Raw genomic sequence first — 14757 nt, forward strand, 5'->3', positions numbered from 1 at the left:
CTTCAACGGCCGAGGGAGGGATAAAGATACCCAACCTAGACCTGCATGATTTCCTTTTCCTTATCCGCAAGCAAGCGGTCGACTTCAGAAATCGTGTCGTCTGTCATCTTCTGAACCTTTTCGGACTGCGAGCGGCTATCGTCCTGGCCGATTACGCCATCCTTTTCGGCTTTTTTCAGGCCTTCCATGCCATCGCGACGAACATGCCGGGCTGCGACCTTGGCTTTCTCCGCATAATCATGCGCAACTTTGACCAGCGACTTGCGGCGCTCTTCGTTAAGTTCAGGCAGCGGGATGCGAAGGTTCTGCCCATCGACGATTGGGTTGAGGCCAAGGTGCGATTCGCGAATGGCGCTTTCTACAGCCCGAACCATGGACTTGTCCCAGATAGAAACACCCAGCATGCGGGGCTCCGGCACGGTGATGTTCGCCACCTGGTTCAGCGGAACGCGCGAGCCGTAGGCCTCAACGGTAATCGGATCAAGAACGTTGGCCGACGCGCGACCGGTTCTCAGAGACGCGATATCGCTCTTGAAGGCATTGACTGCACCTTCCATGCGGCGCTTGATGTCGTTGAGATCGACTGATCCACTCATCGTTGGAACTCCATCTTGTTATCGTTGAACTTTCTGATCGGCAGAAAGATCGCGGTAATTTCTCAGTTGTCGGATACGATCGTCTTGAGGCCGCCGCCGGTCAAGATCTGCGTGAAGCCGCCCGGCTCATGGATCGAGAAGACGACGATCGGAATATGGTTTTCGCGGGCAAGCGCGACCGCGGCGACATCCATCACTGCGAGGCCCTTTTCCAGAACCTCACTATGCGTCAGCGCGTCGAAGCGGGTAGCATTCGGATCCTTTTTCGGGTCGGCAGAATAGATGCCATCCACCTGGGTGCCTTTGAAGATAGCTTCGGCACCAATTTCTGCGGCGCGCAACGCAGCTGCAGAATCGGTGGTGAAGAACGGATTGCCTGTGCCGCCGGCGAAAATCACCACCCGGCCCTGCGCCATGTGATGCAGCGCCTGTCGCTGCGAGAAGCTTTCGCAGATTTCCGGCATGGCGATGGCCGAAAGAACGACGGTATCGATATCGAGCTTGCGCAGCGACGTCGCAAGCGCCAGCGCGTTGATCACGGTGGCCAGCATGCCCATATGGTCGCCAGTCACCCGGTCGCCGCCCTTGGAGGCCACGGCCACGCCGCGGAAAATGTTGCCGCCGCCGACGACCACACCAACTTCGACACCCATGCGCCGTGCTTCGGCAACATCGGAAGCGATACGGTCGGCGACCGCGACGTCGATGCCAAACCCCTGGCTGCCCATGAGAGCCTCGCCGGAGGCCTTGAGGAGAACGCGTTTATATATGGGCTGAGACGACATGACGGCTCCTTTAAAAGCGAAACGGAAACGGAGAGATCAAACGGCTTGCGGATACACGAAGGGCACCGGCTTGTCACCGGTGCCCTCATAGTTTTCACTGGATTAGGCGAGGAAATCAGCCCTTTGCAGCAGCAGCAACTTCTGCAGCGAAGTCGGTTTCTTCCTTTTCGACGCCTTCGCCGAGCAGAAGACGAGCCATGCCGGTTACTTCGATCGGTGCGCCGACTTCCTTTTCGGCTTCCTTAATGGCAGCGCCGACGGTCAGGTCAGGATTGATGACGAAAGCCTGCGACAGAAGCGCGACTTCTTCGAAGAACTTGCGCATGCGGCCTTCAACCATCTTTTCGATGATGGCTTCCGGCTTGCCGGATTCGCGAGCCTGCTCGATGAAGACGTGGCGTTCGCGCTCGGCGACGGCAGCATCGACTTCTTCTGCGCGTACGGCGAGCGGAGCCGTTGCGGCGATGTGCATGGCAACCTGGCGGCCGATCGCGTTCAGTGCGTCCTTGTTACCGGTCGACTTGAGCGCAACCAGAACACCGAGCTTGCCGAGGCGATCAGCAGCAGCGTTGTGGATGTAGGTGGCAACGACGCCATCTTCCACTTCGAGTGCTGCCGAACGGCGCAGGTTCATGTTTTCGCCGATCGTGGCAACAGCGTCCTTGATCGTGTCGGTGACCGACTTGCCGGTTGCCGGGTAGATGGCGGCGCCGACAGCTTCGACGGAACCGTCAGTGGTGAGTGCAACGTCGGCAATGCCGCGAACGATTGCCTGGAAGGCATCGTTACGAGCAACGAAGTCGGTTTCGGAGTTGACTTCGACGACAACGGCCTTGGTGCCGGTCGATGCAACGCCGATCAGACCTTCGGCAGCCGTACGGCCAGACTTCTTGTCGGCCTTGGCGATACCCTTGGCGCGCAGCCAGTCGATTGCCGCTTCGATGTCGCCGTTGTTCTCGGTCAGCGCCTTCTTGCAGTCCATCATGCCTGCGCCGGACTTTTCGCGCAGTTCCTTCACCAGTGCAGCGGTGATCTCAGCCATTGTAAGCCTCTTGTCGGTTTAAATTGCGTAGCGCCGAAAAGCTCGGCGAACTCAAGGTTTTGGGAACGAATGTACCCGGAAGTGTGACAGGGTGATGAAGACACCGCCGGCCTGCCCTTCAACCACAACCCGATGGATCGCAGGCGAACAGGACTTTCAAACAAACCGAGGCCAGGGATCGTCTCTCTGGCCTCGGTCGAATTGAAAAAGCAGGAACGGATAAACCGTTCCAGCCCTGGCCTTAGGCTTCAGCTTCGCCTTCGAGAGCCGGCTCGACCGGAGCTTCTGCGGAAGCGCCGAGGTCACGGCCCGAAGCGCCCTGCTGGCGAGCGATGCCGTCGATGGCAGCGCGAGCGATCAGGTCGCAGTAGAGAGCGATGGCGCGCGAAGCGTCGTCGTTACCCGGGATCGGGAAGTCGATGAGGTCCGGATCGCAGTTCGAGTCGATGATGGCGACGACCGGGATGCCGAGGCGCTTGGCTTCGTCGATCGCGATCTTTTCCTTGTTGGTGTCGATGATGAACATCAGGTCCGGAACGCCGCCCATGTCGCGGATACCGCCGAGAGCCTTTTCCAGCTTTTCGCGTTCGCGCTCAAGGTTCAGACGTTCCTTCTTGGAATAGCCGGACTGTTCCGAGTTCAGGATCTCGTCGAGCTTGCGCAGACGGGCGATCGAATTCGAAATGGTCTTCCAGTTGGTCATCATGCCGCCGAGCCAGCGGGAGTTGACGTAGTACTGAGCCGAACGCTTGGCGGAATCAGCAACAAGCTCGGAAGCCTGACGCTTGGTGCCAACGAACAGAACACGGCCGCCACGGGCAACGGTGTCGGACACGACCTGCAGGGCGCGCGACAGCATCGGAACGGTCTGGGCCAGGTCGATGATGTGGATGTTGTTACGGTCGCCGAAGATGTACGGCTTCATCTTCGGGTTCCAGCGGTGCGTCTGGTGGCCGAAGTGGACGCCTGCTTCGAGGAGCTGACGCATAGAGAAATCGGGCAATGCCATGCCTAGTTATCCTTTTCCGGTTGAACCTCCGCAAGGCAAACAGCACCCTCTTCGAGAATGCCACCGGGCGGAAAAATCCGGATTTCTCCCGGATGATCCCATGCCTCACGTGTGGAATGTCGGTGCCCATACAGGCGATTGTGGAAAATTGCAAGCGCTGTGGTGCAGCTTTCACCGCACGACACAATTGAAACCGGTCAGGCCTTCGCCCCGAGCCTTTGACGGACCTGCTCGACACTCCCACGGATATAGATCGTATGCGGCTGCCCGGCGCCATTGACCGCAGCAAACGTAACGATCGTTACACCTTCCTCGAAGGGCATCACGTAAAGGATCTGCGCCGGGTTGATGTAGACTTCCTGATTGTGGGTGTTTTTAAATCCGATCAATGCCATGAATCACTCCTTATTGCGGCGCAACTACAGACACGAAACTAACAATGTGTCGAGTATTGTGACGCCTAGATTCGGCACTGCGACCGCGTGTTCCGGATCAAATGGCAAGATCGTTACTAACGCGGCACCGCAGGGCACGGATCCTGCTGTGTCTTCAGCAACTCCAGCTTCACCAGGCTGCCTTCCAGCGAAAAATCACCGTAATCCATGGTCAGATCACGGGTTATGCCGTTCTCGTAGAGCTTGAACGACATATTGTAGACGGGCATCGGATCGCCTGCGGCACCATCATTGAAATAGGCGATCGTCACTGGCCAGTAGGGGGTCTTGGCAAACTCGCCTGCGGCACCGGCTTCGGTATCGCCTTTTTCCGGCGTCTCCGCCTTGCCGATCACGGTTGAGGTCAGAAGTGCCTGATCGCCGTTTTCTGACCCATCGAAGACGCGCGTCTCAAAGATACGTTTGTTGTCCTTGGCCTGTTGAATGATGTCGAGCATATGACTGGTCGGGAACGCGCTTGCCGGCAGATCCACTTCTCTGCCATTTGCCCCCTGCAGCTCGACCTTCACCCCGCTCTCGCCTTCGCTCGCATCGCCGGTCACGCTCTTGTCGAGTTGCTCATCGGTGAAGGACTTGGTCTCGAAATGAAACTGCTTTGCGGAAAGATCTTCGAACGTCTTGGTCTGCTGGTCGCTGACACGCGTTTCCTCGCCCGTGCTGATCTTGGTAACGAGGCGGAAATTGGTCGTGAAGCCCGTGCAAGCAGAACCGTTGAATTCATAGACCATACGGCCGAACATGCCCTCGATACCGGAGCGCTCGGACGCGTCCTTGAGCTTGAGGTCGTAGACCGCCCTGTGAGGAATAAGCAGGCGTGCAGCACTATCGGCGCTGATCGGCGCAGCGGAGGCGACACCGGCACTGGTGACGAGGGACAGCGCGAGGCTCGTGCGCAGCATTCATATTCTCCTGTTGGACTCGGGCGCGGGTGTTATAAGAACGCCATCAGCCAAGGTTATGACCTTGATGAAGGATTTTTGTACGCTTGACAACAAACCGGAGACCGAAATGTCCGATGCCATCGAAAGCCGCCTGAAGGAACTTGGAATTACCCTCCCCGTGGCAGCGGCACCCGCCGCCAACTACGTGTCCTACGTCATCAGCGGCAACATGCTTTACATCTCCGGACAGTTGCCGACCGAAAATGGCAAGCTTGAGATCAAGGGTCTGGTCGGCAGTGACGTTGATGTGACAACGGCGAGCCGCGCAGCCGAACTTTGCGCCATCAACATCCTGTCGCAGGCAAAGGCAGCACTCGGCGGCGATCTCGGCAAGATCAAGCGCGTCGTAAAGCTGTCGAGCTTTGTCGCCTCCGCTCCCGGTTTCACCGATCAGCATATCGTCACCAACGGCGCGTCGAACCTGATCGCCAATGTTCTCGGCGAAGCCGGTAAGCATGCTCGCGCAGCCGTCGGCATGGCCGCGCTGCCGCTCAACGCCGCCGTGGAAATCGAAGCCGTCATAGAGATCGAAGCATGACATCGCAAAATTCTGGCGCATCCTGGCTCAAGGACCTGCCGGTCGCGCATCGCGGCTATCACGACATGAACAAGGCCGTCTGGGAGAACTCTCTCTCGGCCTTCGCCCGCGCTGCGGATGCCGGCTTTGCCATCGAGTGCGACCTGCAGCTCTCCGCAGACAGTATCCCAATGGTCTTCCACGACGACAAGCTTGAGCGCGTCTGCGGCATCAAGGGCGATGTGCGCGAACGCACCGCCTCTGAACTCGGCCTTCTGTCGATCGGCGGCACCGCCGACAGTATCCCGACCTTGAAGCAGATGCTCAAACTGGTCGACGGTCGCGTACCGCTGGTCATCGAATTGAAGGGTCGCAACGCCGAAGAGGATAGCGGCTTCGTCGACATCGTTCTTGAGGAGCTGGAAGGCTACAAGGGCAAGGTCGCATTGATGAGCTTCGACCATCACCTGATCCGCGACCTGAAGACGGTCGACGCCCCCTATCCGATCGGCCTCACCGCTGAGGGCAGCCAGCCGGAAGAGTTCTTCAAGCATGACGAAATGACCCAGCTAGGTCTCGATTTCATCTCCTATCACTGGTCCGACCTGCCTAACAGCTTCGTCACCGCCCAGAGACAGGCCGGCATTGTGTTAATCACCTGGACTGTCAGGGATGAAAACGCGCGCGAGGCTACCTATAAATATGCAGATCAGATGACGTTCGAAGGGTTTGACCCGCGCACGTCGCCCACTGCATAATTCAGGTACATGGCCGGTAATCTTTCAATCCGCATCGAACAATCCTTTGCCGCGATCAGCCCTGAAAGCTGGTCGCGGCTTGCGGGTGCTTCACGGGAAAGCTCCTCAGCAGCGGTCCCGTACAATCCGTTTCTGTCACATGCCTTCCTTTCGTCGCTGGAACAATCCGGATCAGCCACGGCCAAGACCGGATGGCATGGGCATCACCTGCTGCTCGAAACCGAAGAAGGCATGCTGATCGGCGCAATCCCCGCCTACCTGAAAAGCCATAGCCAGGGTGAATATGTCTTCGACCATGGCTGGGCGGACGCCTTCGAGCGGGCTGGCGGACGTTATTATCCGAAACTGCAATGCGCCATTCCCTTCACGCCTGCCACCGGCCCTCGCCTGCTGGTTGCTTCCGGTGATGACCGAGAGACGATGCAGGCGACACTTGCTGCCGGTCTCCAGGAAGTGACACGGCAACTTGGGATATCGTCGGCGCACGTAACCTTCGTGCCGGAAAACGAGGTCGAGGTCTTCGAGGAGGCCGACTACCTACACCGGACCGACCAGCAATTCCATTTCATCAATGAAGGTTATGCCGATCACGACGCGTTCCTCGAAACGCTGGCGTCGCGCAAACGCAAGGCGCTGAAGAAGGAACGTCGTGCTGCACTGGAAAACGGCATCTCGATCGACTGGCTGACCGGCTCCGACCTGACAGAGGATATCTGGGACCAGTTCTTCGCCTTCTACATGGATACCGGTGGCAGAAAATGGGGTCGACCGTACCTGACCCGCAGCTTCTACTCGATGATCAGCAGCCGCATGGCCGACGACATCCTGCTGGTCATGGCAAAACGCGACGGTCGTTACATCGCCGGCGCGATCAATTTCATTGGCGGCGATACGCTCTATGGCCGACACTGGGGCTGCATAGAGGATCATCCCTTCCTGCATTTCGAAGTCTGTTATCATCAGGCGATAGACTTCGCGCTTACCAGGGGATTGAAGCGCGTCGAAGCCGGCGCCCAGGGCGAACATAAACTCGCCCGCGGCTACCTTCCCGTCACCACCCATTCCATGCACTACATCGCTCATCCGGGCCTGCGCCGCGCGATCTCCGACTATCTCGATCGCGAACGGCAGGAGGTGGACGGCATGAACGAATACCTGTCCGAGCACAGCCCTTTCCGAAAAGGCGAGCGGCAGCAGGATGATTGATTGAAGCAATTCAGCAAAAGTGGGAACCGGTTTTGCGTTCGGAATTGCGTTGAAAGAAGCAGATAGGAGAGGACTTCCATGAGCTACGACGACAACAACATCTTCGCGAAGATCCTGCGCGGCGAAATCCCTTGCCATCGCGTTTACGAGGATGCCGACACTCTGGCCTTCATGGATGTCATGCCGCAATCTCCAGGTCACCTCCTGGTGATACCGAAGACGCCTTCGCGCAATATTCTCGACGCCGACCCGGCCACCCTGTCGAAGGTGATCCCGATCGTGCAGAAGCTTGCCAATGCGGCCAAGGAAGCCTTTGACGCCGATGGCATCACGGTGACGCAGTTCAACGAACCGGCCGCCGGCCAGACCGTCTACCACCTGCATTTCCATATCATCCCGCGCTACGAAGGCGCTGGCTTGAAGCCGCATAGCGGCCAGATGGAAGACCATGGCGTGCTGGCCGCCAACGCCAAGAAAGTCGTTGACGCGCTTGGCTTTTGATTAGCGTTCCAGCAGAAACAAACCGGCGACAAGGATGGCGATCGGCGCGATGACACCGACCGCCACCTTCTTGCCTGTCAGCAGAAAAACGCAAAAACCGATACCCGCGGCAGCGAGCCGAAGCCAGAGCGGCGAATCGGCCAATACCCCTGTCGGAAAGACGATCAGCTTGGCGGTGACTGCCATCACGAGCGCGGTTGCAACCGCCCTCACCCAGTTCAACGCCTCCGACTCCTCATTCAGCCTATTGCCGGCCAGAACGCCGAGCCAGCGCCAGAAATCCGTTGCGATAAAGCCGGCAACGACGATCAGGATATAGGTCCAGTATTCCTCCAGCATCATGCGGCCTCCTCAACGGCACGCCGACGCTGTCGTCTATATCGATCGATGAGATAGGCAACGGTTCCGCCACCAAGGCCGGCAATCAACACATCGAACTGCGGGGCGACGAGCGCCAGCAGCGGCCCTGCGGCGATGCCGATGATAAAGGCGAGCTTCACGACGAACTGCCTGGAACTCGCCCAGATCGACGAGATGAAATAGACTGGCGTCAGCATGAAGAGCGCACCCGCGACGACCGGCGGAAATTGCGAAACGATGCCATAGCTGATGCCGACGATCGCCGCATTGCCGCAGGTGAGTGTGAGGCCGAAACCGGCGAAAAAAGCGACCCGGTGCTGACGCGGCACGTCGCGCAGATGTGTCGAGGCGAAAACCCAGGAGGTAATCGCAATGAAATGCGACAAGAACAGAAGCAGCCAGACGGGTGTCTTCTGCGTCCGCATCTCCGGCACAATCGACGCTACCATCGGCATCATCCGGATGGCGGACAGGGTGACTGCAAGAAACGACGCAACGATATTGGCGCCGCCGATCATCGAGCCGACGAGGATCATCTGCGACGGCAAGGCCCAGACACCGAGTGTCATGATCACGGATTCCGCGCGGGTAAGCCCCGCCTGCAACGCAAAAGCGGCAAATCCGACATAGGACGTCATGAGGATGAGGGCGGGAAGCGACAGGACACCGCGCATGCCCGTCAGGAACCATTTCAAGTTGCCGGGCTCGTTGCGCCGCTCTGCAGACATAGGCATTCCATTTGCTGTTTATCAAACATGCCTACAAACACAAAGATGCCGGGACAAGCCCGGCATCTTTCATTCAATCGATATGAGAGCAATTACTTGCTCTTCGGCACACGCGGAACTGTGCTGCTCTTGCGTGGCTTAGGCGCTTCTTCGGCGATCACGTCGCCGTCGTCATCGGCCTTGGCTTTCGCTGCTGCACCTTTACCGCCATCCTTGCCCTTGGGCGAGGACTTCTTGGCTGCCTTGGGCTTGGCAACCTTGGCCTTTGCCTCTTCGGCTGCTTCCTTCACCTCGGCCTCAGGCTTGGGCTTCACCGGCACGGCTTCCGGAATGGAATCGAGCACCAGCTTGTCCTTGCCGTTGTCGTCCTTGCCGACCGTGACGCGGACCACACCACCCTTGCGCAGAGCCCCGAACAGGATCTCGTTGGCGAGCGGCTTCTTGATGTATTCCTGGATCACACGAGACAATGGACGCGCGCCCATCTTCTCGTCGTAACCCTTGTCGGCCAGCCAGGCGATCGCATCCTCATGCAGGTCGAACGTAACGTTGCGTTCGGACAGCTGGGTTTCCAGCTGCATGACAAACTTCTGCACGACCTGATGGATGACGGCCGTCGGCAGCGGCGCGAACGGGATCGTCGCGTCGAGACGGTTGCGGAATTCCGGCGTGAACAATTTGTTCAGCGCCTCCTCGTCTTCGCCTGTGCGCTTGGACGAACCGAAGCCGAAGGCGGCCTTGGCCATTTCCGAAGCGCCCGCATTGGTCGTCATGATCAGGATGACATTGCGGAAGTCGATCTTCTTGCCGTTGTGGTCGGTCAGCGAACCGTGGTCCATGACCTGCAGCAGGATATTGTAGATATCCGGATGCGCCTTCTCGATTTCGTCGAGAAGCAGCACGCTGTGCGGATGCTGATCGACCTGATCGGTCAGAAGACCGCCCTGATCGAAGCCGACATAACCGGGAGGTGCGCCGAGCAGTCTGGAGACCGTGTGGCGTTCCATATATTCCGACATGTCGAAGCGCAGCAGTTCCACGCCGAGCGAGGCTGCAAGCTGCTTGGCCACTTCCGTCTTGCCGACGCCCGTCGGGCCGGAGAAGACGTAGGAACCGATCGGCTTGTTCGGCTCGCGAAGGCCGGCACGCGCCAGCTTGATCGCGGTCGAAAGAGCTTCGATCGCCGCATCCTGGCCATAGACGACAGACCGCAATTCCTTTTCCAGATTGGCGAGAACAGCCTCGTCATCCTTGGAAACGGTTTTCGGCGGTATCCGCGCCATCGTCGCGATGGTTGCCTCGATCTCCTTCTCGGTGATCAGCTTGCGGCGCTTGGAGGCCGGCAGCAGCATCTGCGCCGCACCGGTCTCGTCGATCACGTCGATCGCCTTGTCCGGCAGTTTGCGGTCGGAGATGTAGCGGGCCGACAGTTCGACGGCCGACTTGATCGCCTCGTTGGTATAACGAAGCTTGTGGTAGTCCTCGAAATAGGGCTTCAGGCCCTTCATGATCTCGATCGCATCGACGATCGACGGCTCATTGACGTCGATCTTCTGGAAACGGCGGACCAGAGCCCGGTCCTTTTCGAAGAACTGGCGATATTCCTTGTAGGTGGTCGAACCGATGCAGCGGATCTGCCCAGAGGACAGAGCCGGCTTCAGCAGGTTGGACGCATCCATGGCGCCGCCCGATGTCGCACCGGCGCCGATCACCGTGTGGATCTCGTCGATGAAGAGAACCGCACCCGGAAAATCTTCCAGTTCTTTGACGACTTGCTTCAGACGCTCTTCGAAGTCACCGCGATAACGGGTGCCGGCAAGCAGCGTGCCCATATCGAGCGAGAAGATCGTCGCATCGGCGAGCGCTTCAGGCACCTTGCCTTCAACGATGCGCTTGGCGAGACCTTCGGCGATCGCGGTTTTGCCCACGCCCGGATCACCCACATAGAGCGGGTTGTTCTTGGAGCGACGGCACAGGACCTGGATCGTCCGATTGACTTCCAAATGGCGACCGATCAGCGGATCGATGCGCCCATCCTTGGCCTTGTCGTTCAGATTGACGCAGTAGGCCTTGAGCGCGTCCTGAGGCTTCTTGGCTGCACCTTCTTCCGACTCTCCGCCTCCACGCGATGGCTTGGCCTCGGAATCAGGCTCTTCGGAACCGCGAGGCGTGCGGGACTGGGAGGAACCCGGGCGCTTGCCGATACCGTGAGAGATATAATTGACCGCGTCGTAACGGGTCATCTCCTGCTCCTGCAGGAAGAATGCAGCATGACTTTCGCGCTCGGCGAAGATCGCCACAAGCACATTGGCACCAGTTACTTCTTCACGACCGGAAGACTGGACATGGATGACAGCCCGCTGGATGACACGCTGGAAGCCGGAGGTAGGCTTCGAGTCTTCGTCATAGCCGGTCACGAGGTTGGCAAGTTCATTGTCGACATAATCGGCAACGGTCTTGCGCAGGTTTTCAAGGTTGACGTTACAAGCGCCCATGACCGCCGCCGCATCCGCGTCATCAATCAACGCGAGAAGCAGATGTTCGAGCGTAGCATATTCGTGATGCCGCTCGTTGGCGAAGGTCAGTGCCTGATGCAGCGCCTTTTCAAGACTAGGCGAAAATGTGGGCACGTCGGGTTCCTCACTTCTTTTCCATGACACATTGTAGCGGATGCTGATGCTGTCTGGCAAAATCCATTACCTGGCTCACCTTCGTTTCCGCTACTTCGTAGGTATAAATGCCGCATTCACCCACTCCATGGTTATGAACGTGGAGCATTATGAGTGTGGCAGCCTCCCTGTCCTTCTGAAAGAACCGCTCCAATATGTGGATGACGAAATCCATCGGGGTGTAGTCGTCATTCAAGAGGAGTACGCGATACAGGTTCGGACGTTTCGTCTTGGGCTTGGTACGCGTGATGACCGAGGTTCCGCGGTTGGCGTTATCCCCGTCACCATCTTTTTCTTTTTCCATCGAGATCGGCAGTGCGATCATCATTCATCATCCCCAGGTGCCGACAACCAATTGAACATTGCGGTCTGCCGGACTCCAGTCTTACTAACTTAGTCCATTGGACACAGATTTTAAGCCCCCTTTGCGGCGGCGCAATCACTATTCCGCCAGAGAGCCGTCCAACCTGCAAAAATTAACACCCATCAGCCCATCGGATGCAAACGCCAAGCAACCGCACCTGACGATTGTCAGTGACGAAGACATTAAATGGCGGTGTGGGTTAATCTCACAGGGACGACCCGATAAGGCCGCTCCCTATTAATGGGATTGCGCTCGCCGCGTTACAAGAGGCGAACGAGCGATAACGGCGGACCTAAGGCAGAATCAAAAAGCGGGCCCAAGCGGCCCGCCTGAATGCTTTGGCACCAATACTCAGTCGAGATCGACGTCGAGGATGGCCATCGAGAAATTGTAGGAGCGCTCGTCGTCCTCGTCATCTACATAGACGACACCGAGAAACTCTTCACCCAGATAGACCTCTGCCGAATCGTCCTTGCGCGGCCGTGCCTTGACAACGATCTGCGGATTCAAAAGGCGCTTGAAGTAAGCGTCGATTTTCTTGATTTCGTCGGGCTTCACGACAATCTCCGTTTTCTATTCACGTTGCCGCGCTTGTTGCATGCGACCGCGGCAAAAGTAAAGCCGACAAGCCTTGGGCCTGCCGGCTTCGACGATTATCCACCGGCGTTTCCATGGCCGGCAGCACTCAGTCTTCCGACATCAGCAGCTGATCCATGACCCGCGCCGGCTCCGAACAGCCCGCCTCCCCGACCACCTTCGCCGGCACCCCGGCAACGGTCGATTTAGACGGAACCGGTTTCAGCACCACCGAACCGGCCGCGACACGCGAGCACGATCCGATCTCGATATTGCCAAGGATTTTCGCACCGGCGCCGATCAGCACGCCATTGCCGATCTTCGGATGGCGATCGGCACCTTCCTTGCCGGTTCCCCCAAGCGTCACACCATGCAGGATCGAGACATTGTCACCAATGACCGCAGTCTCGCCGACAACGAGGCCCGTGGCATGATCGAGGAAGATGCCTTTGCCGATCCGTGCCGCCGGATTGATGTCCGTCTGGAAGACACTGGAAGAACGGCTCTGAAGATAGAGAGCAAAATCACGACGCCCACGGGCATAGAGCCAGTTGGCAAGACGATGCGTCTGGATCGCGTGAAAGCCCTTGAAATAGAGCACCGGCTCCAGGAAACGCAGGCATGCCGGATCGCGATCGTAAAACGCCTGGATATCGACCCGGAGGATGGAACCCCATTCGGGCCAGTCATCCAGCATTTCCATGAATGTCTGACGCAGCAGAACCGCCTGCAGATCGGGATGATCGAGACGCTCACAGATCCGGTGAACGACACATTCCTCCAGCGAACGATGGTTCAGCACGGTGGAATAAAGAAACGCGGCAAGAAGCGGATCCTGCTCGATGGCAAGCCGCGCTTCCTGTTGCAACGTATCCCATATCGGATCGACGGTCGCGACCGGTTCTTTGATGCGAATGTCCACTCTTGAGGGCATGACCCACTCCATAGTCGCCTGCAGGCTTTGGAAGACCATTATATAGAACAGGATTACCGGAACGCCAACGCAGGTAAAATCGCATTCCGTTGATCATTACGATCAGAGAACCTGTTACCGACCGGCCAGTTGCTCGTAAAACTCGAGAACCGCCTTCTTGAACACCCTGTCTCCTACCGCAAGCATGTGATCACGGTTCGGGATATCGAGCGCCCGTGCATCCGGCATGAGGTCGGCCAATTCCTGGGCGGATCCGGCGATATCATCCTTGGTTCCAACGCCGATCAGCGTCGGGGCTTCGATCCGCCCCATGTCGGAACGCGCAACCAGATCGCGCGAGCCGCGGATACAGGCCGCAAGAGCCTGCTTGTCGCTCTTCGTCTGGTCCGCGAAAGCGCGGAACATCTTGCCGCGTTCATGTGTGATTGCCTCGACATCGGGCGCAAGCAAAGCGTCTGCAATCGGGTCCCAGTCACCTACGCCATCGGTCATGCCGATGCCGAGACCACCCAGAACCAGTGAACGAACCCGTTCCGGATGGGCGAGCGCGGCAAAAACAGAAATCCTTGCTCCCATCGAATATCCGAACAGATGAGCGTCCGGAATGCGTAGATGGTCAAGCAGCGCCACGGCATCATCGGCCATGACCCATGGGCGATAGGCTTCCGCGTCGAGCGGCTTGTCGCTTCCACCGTGACCGCGATTGTCGATGGCAATAACCCTGTAGCCGGCATCGCCAAGCGTCTTCAGCCAACCGGGATGCACCCAGTTGACCAGCGCGCTCGAAGCAAAGCCATGAATGAGAAGCACCGGATCGCCGGACGGTTCACCCTCGTCAAAATAACGAAGATTGATTCCGTCATGAATGAAGGACGAGAAGACGGGCGCATTCAAATTCATCGGACTATCCCTTGTTTCGGGCGACCTATAGTGGATCGAAGATCACCAATGAACCCGTTTGAGAAAAAAATGCGGGTGTTTCCCCCCTACACAATCGATGCGCAGGCGGATAATGTCCGGCGAAATCAAATGGCAGGGAGACGACCATGGCTGGCCACAGCATTCCTCACTTTCAAAACGATGGCGGATATCCGGTTATCCAGATCGGCGTGAAGGAATTCATGTGCACAGGTGCTTCCGTGCCCTTCGACCACCCGCACATCTTCATCGATCTCGGCGACGACAGCGAGAAGGTGTGTTCCTACTGCTCCACTCTCTATCGCTATAATCCGGGCCTGAAAGCCGAGCAGACCGATCCTCCGGGTTGCGTCTTCCACGTCAAGGCAGCGTAAGTTTAAACTTTCAGGCAGCAAGCC

18 protein-coding genes are annotated in these 14757 nt (G+C 58.0%); 5 read left to right on the forward strand and 13 right to left on the reverse strand.

The features are described 5' to 3' along the window. Positions 1-35: 35 nt before the first annotated feature. The 6 genes from frr to HNQ72_RS02985 form a co-directional block, all read right to left on the reverse strand. Positions 36-596 carry a ribosome recycling factor gene (gene frr, locus HNQ72_RS02960; RefSeq protein ID WP_148148058.1) on the reverse strand — a complete coding sequence of 187 codons (561 nt, stop codon included), beginning with the start codon at positions 594-596 and terminating at the stop codon, positions 36-38. 62 nt (positions 597-658) lie between these two features. Next, positions 659-1381 (reverse strand): UMP kinase, encoded by a 723-nt coding sequence (pyrH, locus tag HNQ72_RS02965; protein ID WP_183989492.1) that lies wholly within the window; start codon positions 1379-1381, stop codon positions 659-661. Between the two features lie 115 nt (positions 1382-1496). After that, the gene (gene tsf, locus HNQ72_RS02970) at positions 1497-2423 is read right to left on the reverse strand and encodes a translation elongation factor Ts (RefSeq protein ID WP_148148056.1); all 927 of its coding nucleotides are present in this window, start codon (positions 2421-2423) and stop codon (positions 1497-1499) included. Positions 2424-2664: 241 nt separating this feature from the next. Continuing rightward, on the reverse strand, positions 2665-3432 hold the full coding sequence (gene rpsB / locus HNQ72_RS02975) for a 30S ribosomal protein S2 (protein ID WP_148148055.1): 768 nt from the start codon (positions 3430-3432) through the stop codon (positions 2665-2667). A gap of 197 nt (positions 3433-3629) precedes the next feature. Continuing rightward, positions 3630-3827 carry a hypothetical protein gene (locus HNQ72_RS02980; protein ID WP_148148054.1) on the reverse strand — a complete coding sequence of 66 codons (198 nt, stop codon included), beginning with the start codon at positions 3825-3827 and terminating at the stop codon, positions 3630-3632. Between the two features lie 116 nt (positions 3828-3943). Further along, entirely contained in the window at positions 3944-4786 is an 843-nt protein-coding gene (locus tag HNQ72_RS02985; RefSeq protein ID WP_183989493.1) for a cell envelope integrity EipB family protein, read from the reverse strand. 109 nt (positions 4787-4895) lie between these two features. On the opposite strand from HNQ72_RS02985, the gene HNQ72_RS02990 reads away from it, so the two are divergent. The 4 genes from HNQ72_RS02990 to HNQ72_RS03005 all read left to right on the forward strand — a co-directional run bounded on the left by HNQ72_RS02990 (position 4896) and on the right by HNQ72_RS03005 (position 7810). Further along, positions 4896-5366, forward strand: coding sequence for a RidA family protein (locus HNQ72_RS02990; RefSeq protein WP_183989494.1), 471 nt, complete (start codon positions 4896-4898; stop codon positions 5364-5366). Beyond that, positions 5363-6103 (forward strand): glycerophosphodiester phosphodiesterase, encoded by a 741-nt coding sequence (locus HNQ72_RS02995; RefSeq protein ID WP_183989495.1) that lies wholly within the window; start codon positions 5363-5365, stop codon positions 6101-6103. The genes HNQ72_RS02990 and HNQ72_RS02995 overlap by 4 nt, the downstream gene beginning before the upstream one ends. Before the next feature lie 9 nt (positions 6104-6112). After that, a complete protein-coding gene (locus HNQ72_RS03000; protein WP_183989496.1) occupies positions 6113-7309 on the forward strand; it encodes a GNAT family N-acetyltransferase in 1197 nt (398 codons plus the stop codon). A 78-nt stretch (positions 7310-7387) separates the two neighbouring features. Next, positions 7388-7810 (forward strand): HIT family protein, encoded by a 423-nt coding sequence (locus HNQ72_RS03005; RefSeq protein WP_183989497.1) that lies wholly within the window; start codon positions 7388-7390, stop codon positions 7808-7810. Here the strand turns inward: HNQ72_RS03005 and HNQ72_RS03010 are convergent, their stop codons facing one another. From HNQ72_RS03010 to HNQ72_RS03040, 7 genes are all read right to left on the reverse strand, one after another. After that, positions 7811-8152: an AzlD domain-containing protein gene (locus tag HNQ72_RS03010; RefSeq protein WP_183989498.1), complete on the reverse strand. Its 342-nt coding sequence runs from the start codon at positions 8150-8152 to the stop codon at positions 7811-7813. It lies immediately after the preceding gene. Further along, the gene (locus HNQ72_RS03015; protein WP_183991251.1) at positions 8149-8898 is read right to left on the reverse strand and encodes an AzlC family ABC transporter permease; all 750 of its coding nucleotides are present in this window, start codon (positions 8896-8898) and stop codon (positions 8149-8151) included. Before HNQ72_RS03015 ends, HNQ72_RS03010 begins: the two co-directional genes overlap by 4 nt. Positions 8899-8990: 92 nt before the next feature. Next, positions 8991-11528, reverse strand: a complete 2538-nt coding sequence (clpA, locus tag HNQ72_RS03020; RefSeq protein ID WP_183989499.1) for an ATP-dependent Clp protease ATP-binding subunit ClpA — start codon at positions 11526-11528, stop codon at positions 8991-8993. A gap of 10 nt (positions 11529-11538) precedes the next feature. Further along, positions 11539-11892 (reverse strand): ATP-dependent Clp protease adapter ClpS, encoded by a 354-nt coding sequence (gene clpS, locus HNQ72_RS03025; protein WP_112503791.1) that lies wholly within the window; start codon positions 11890-11892, stop codon positions 11539-11541. 390 nt (positions 11893-12282) lie between these two features. Continuing rightward, positions 12283-12489: a DUF3126 family protein gene (locus tag HNQ72_RS03030; RefSeq protein WP_112457769.1), complete on the reverse strand. Its 207-nt coding sequence runs from the start codon at positions 12487-12489 to the stop codon at positions 12283-12285. A 127-nt stretch (positions 12490-12616) separates the two neighbouring features. Next, entirely contained in the window at positions 12617-13441 is an 825-nt protein-coding gene (cysE, locus tag HNQ72_RS03035) for a serine O-acetyltransferase (protein ID WP_183989500.1), read from the reverse strand. A 114-nt stretch (positions 13442-13555) separates the two neighbouring features. Next, positions 13556-14341: an alpha/beta fold hydrolase gene (locus tag HNQ72_RS03040; protein ID WP_183989501.1), complete on the reverse strand. Its 786-nt coding sequence runs from the start codon at positions 14339-14341 to the stop codon at positions 13556-13558. A 146-nt stretch (positions 14342-14487) separates the two neighbouring features. On the opposite strand from HNQ72_RS03040, the gene HNQ72_RS03045 reads away from it, so the two are divergent. After that, on the forward strand, positions 14488-14733 hold the full coding sequence (locus HNQ72_RS03045) for a zinc-finger domain-containing protein (protein WP_119940344.1): 246 nt from the start codon (positions 14488-14490) through the stop codon (positions 14731-14733). Positions 14734-14757: the final 24 nt, after the last annotated feature.

It is taken from the genome of Aliirhizobium wenxiniae, from assembly GCF_014201355.1.
Classification (GTDB): Bacteria; Pseudomonadota; Alphaproteobacteria; order Rhizobiales; family Rhizobiaceae; genus Neorhizobium; species Neorhizobium wenxiniae.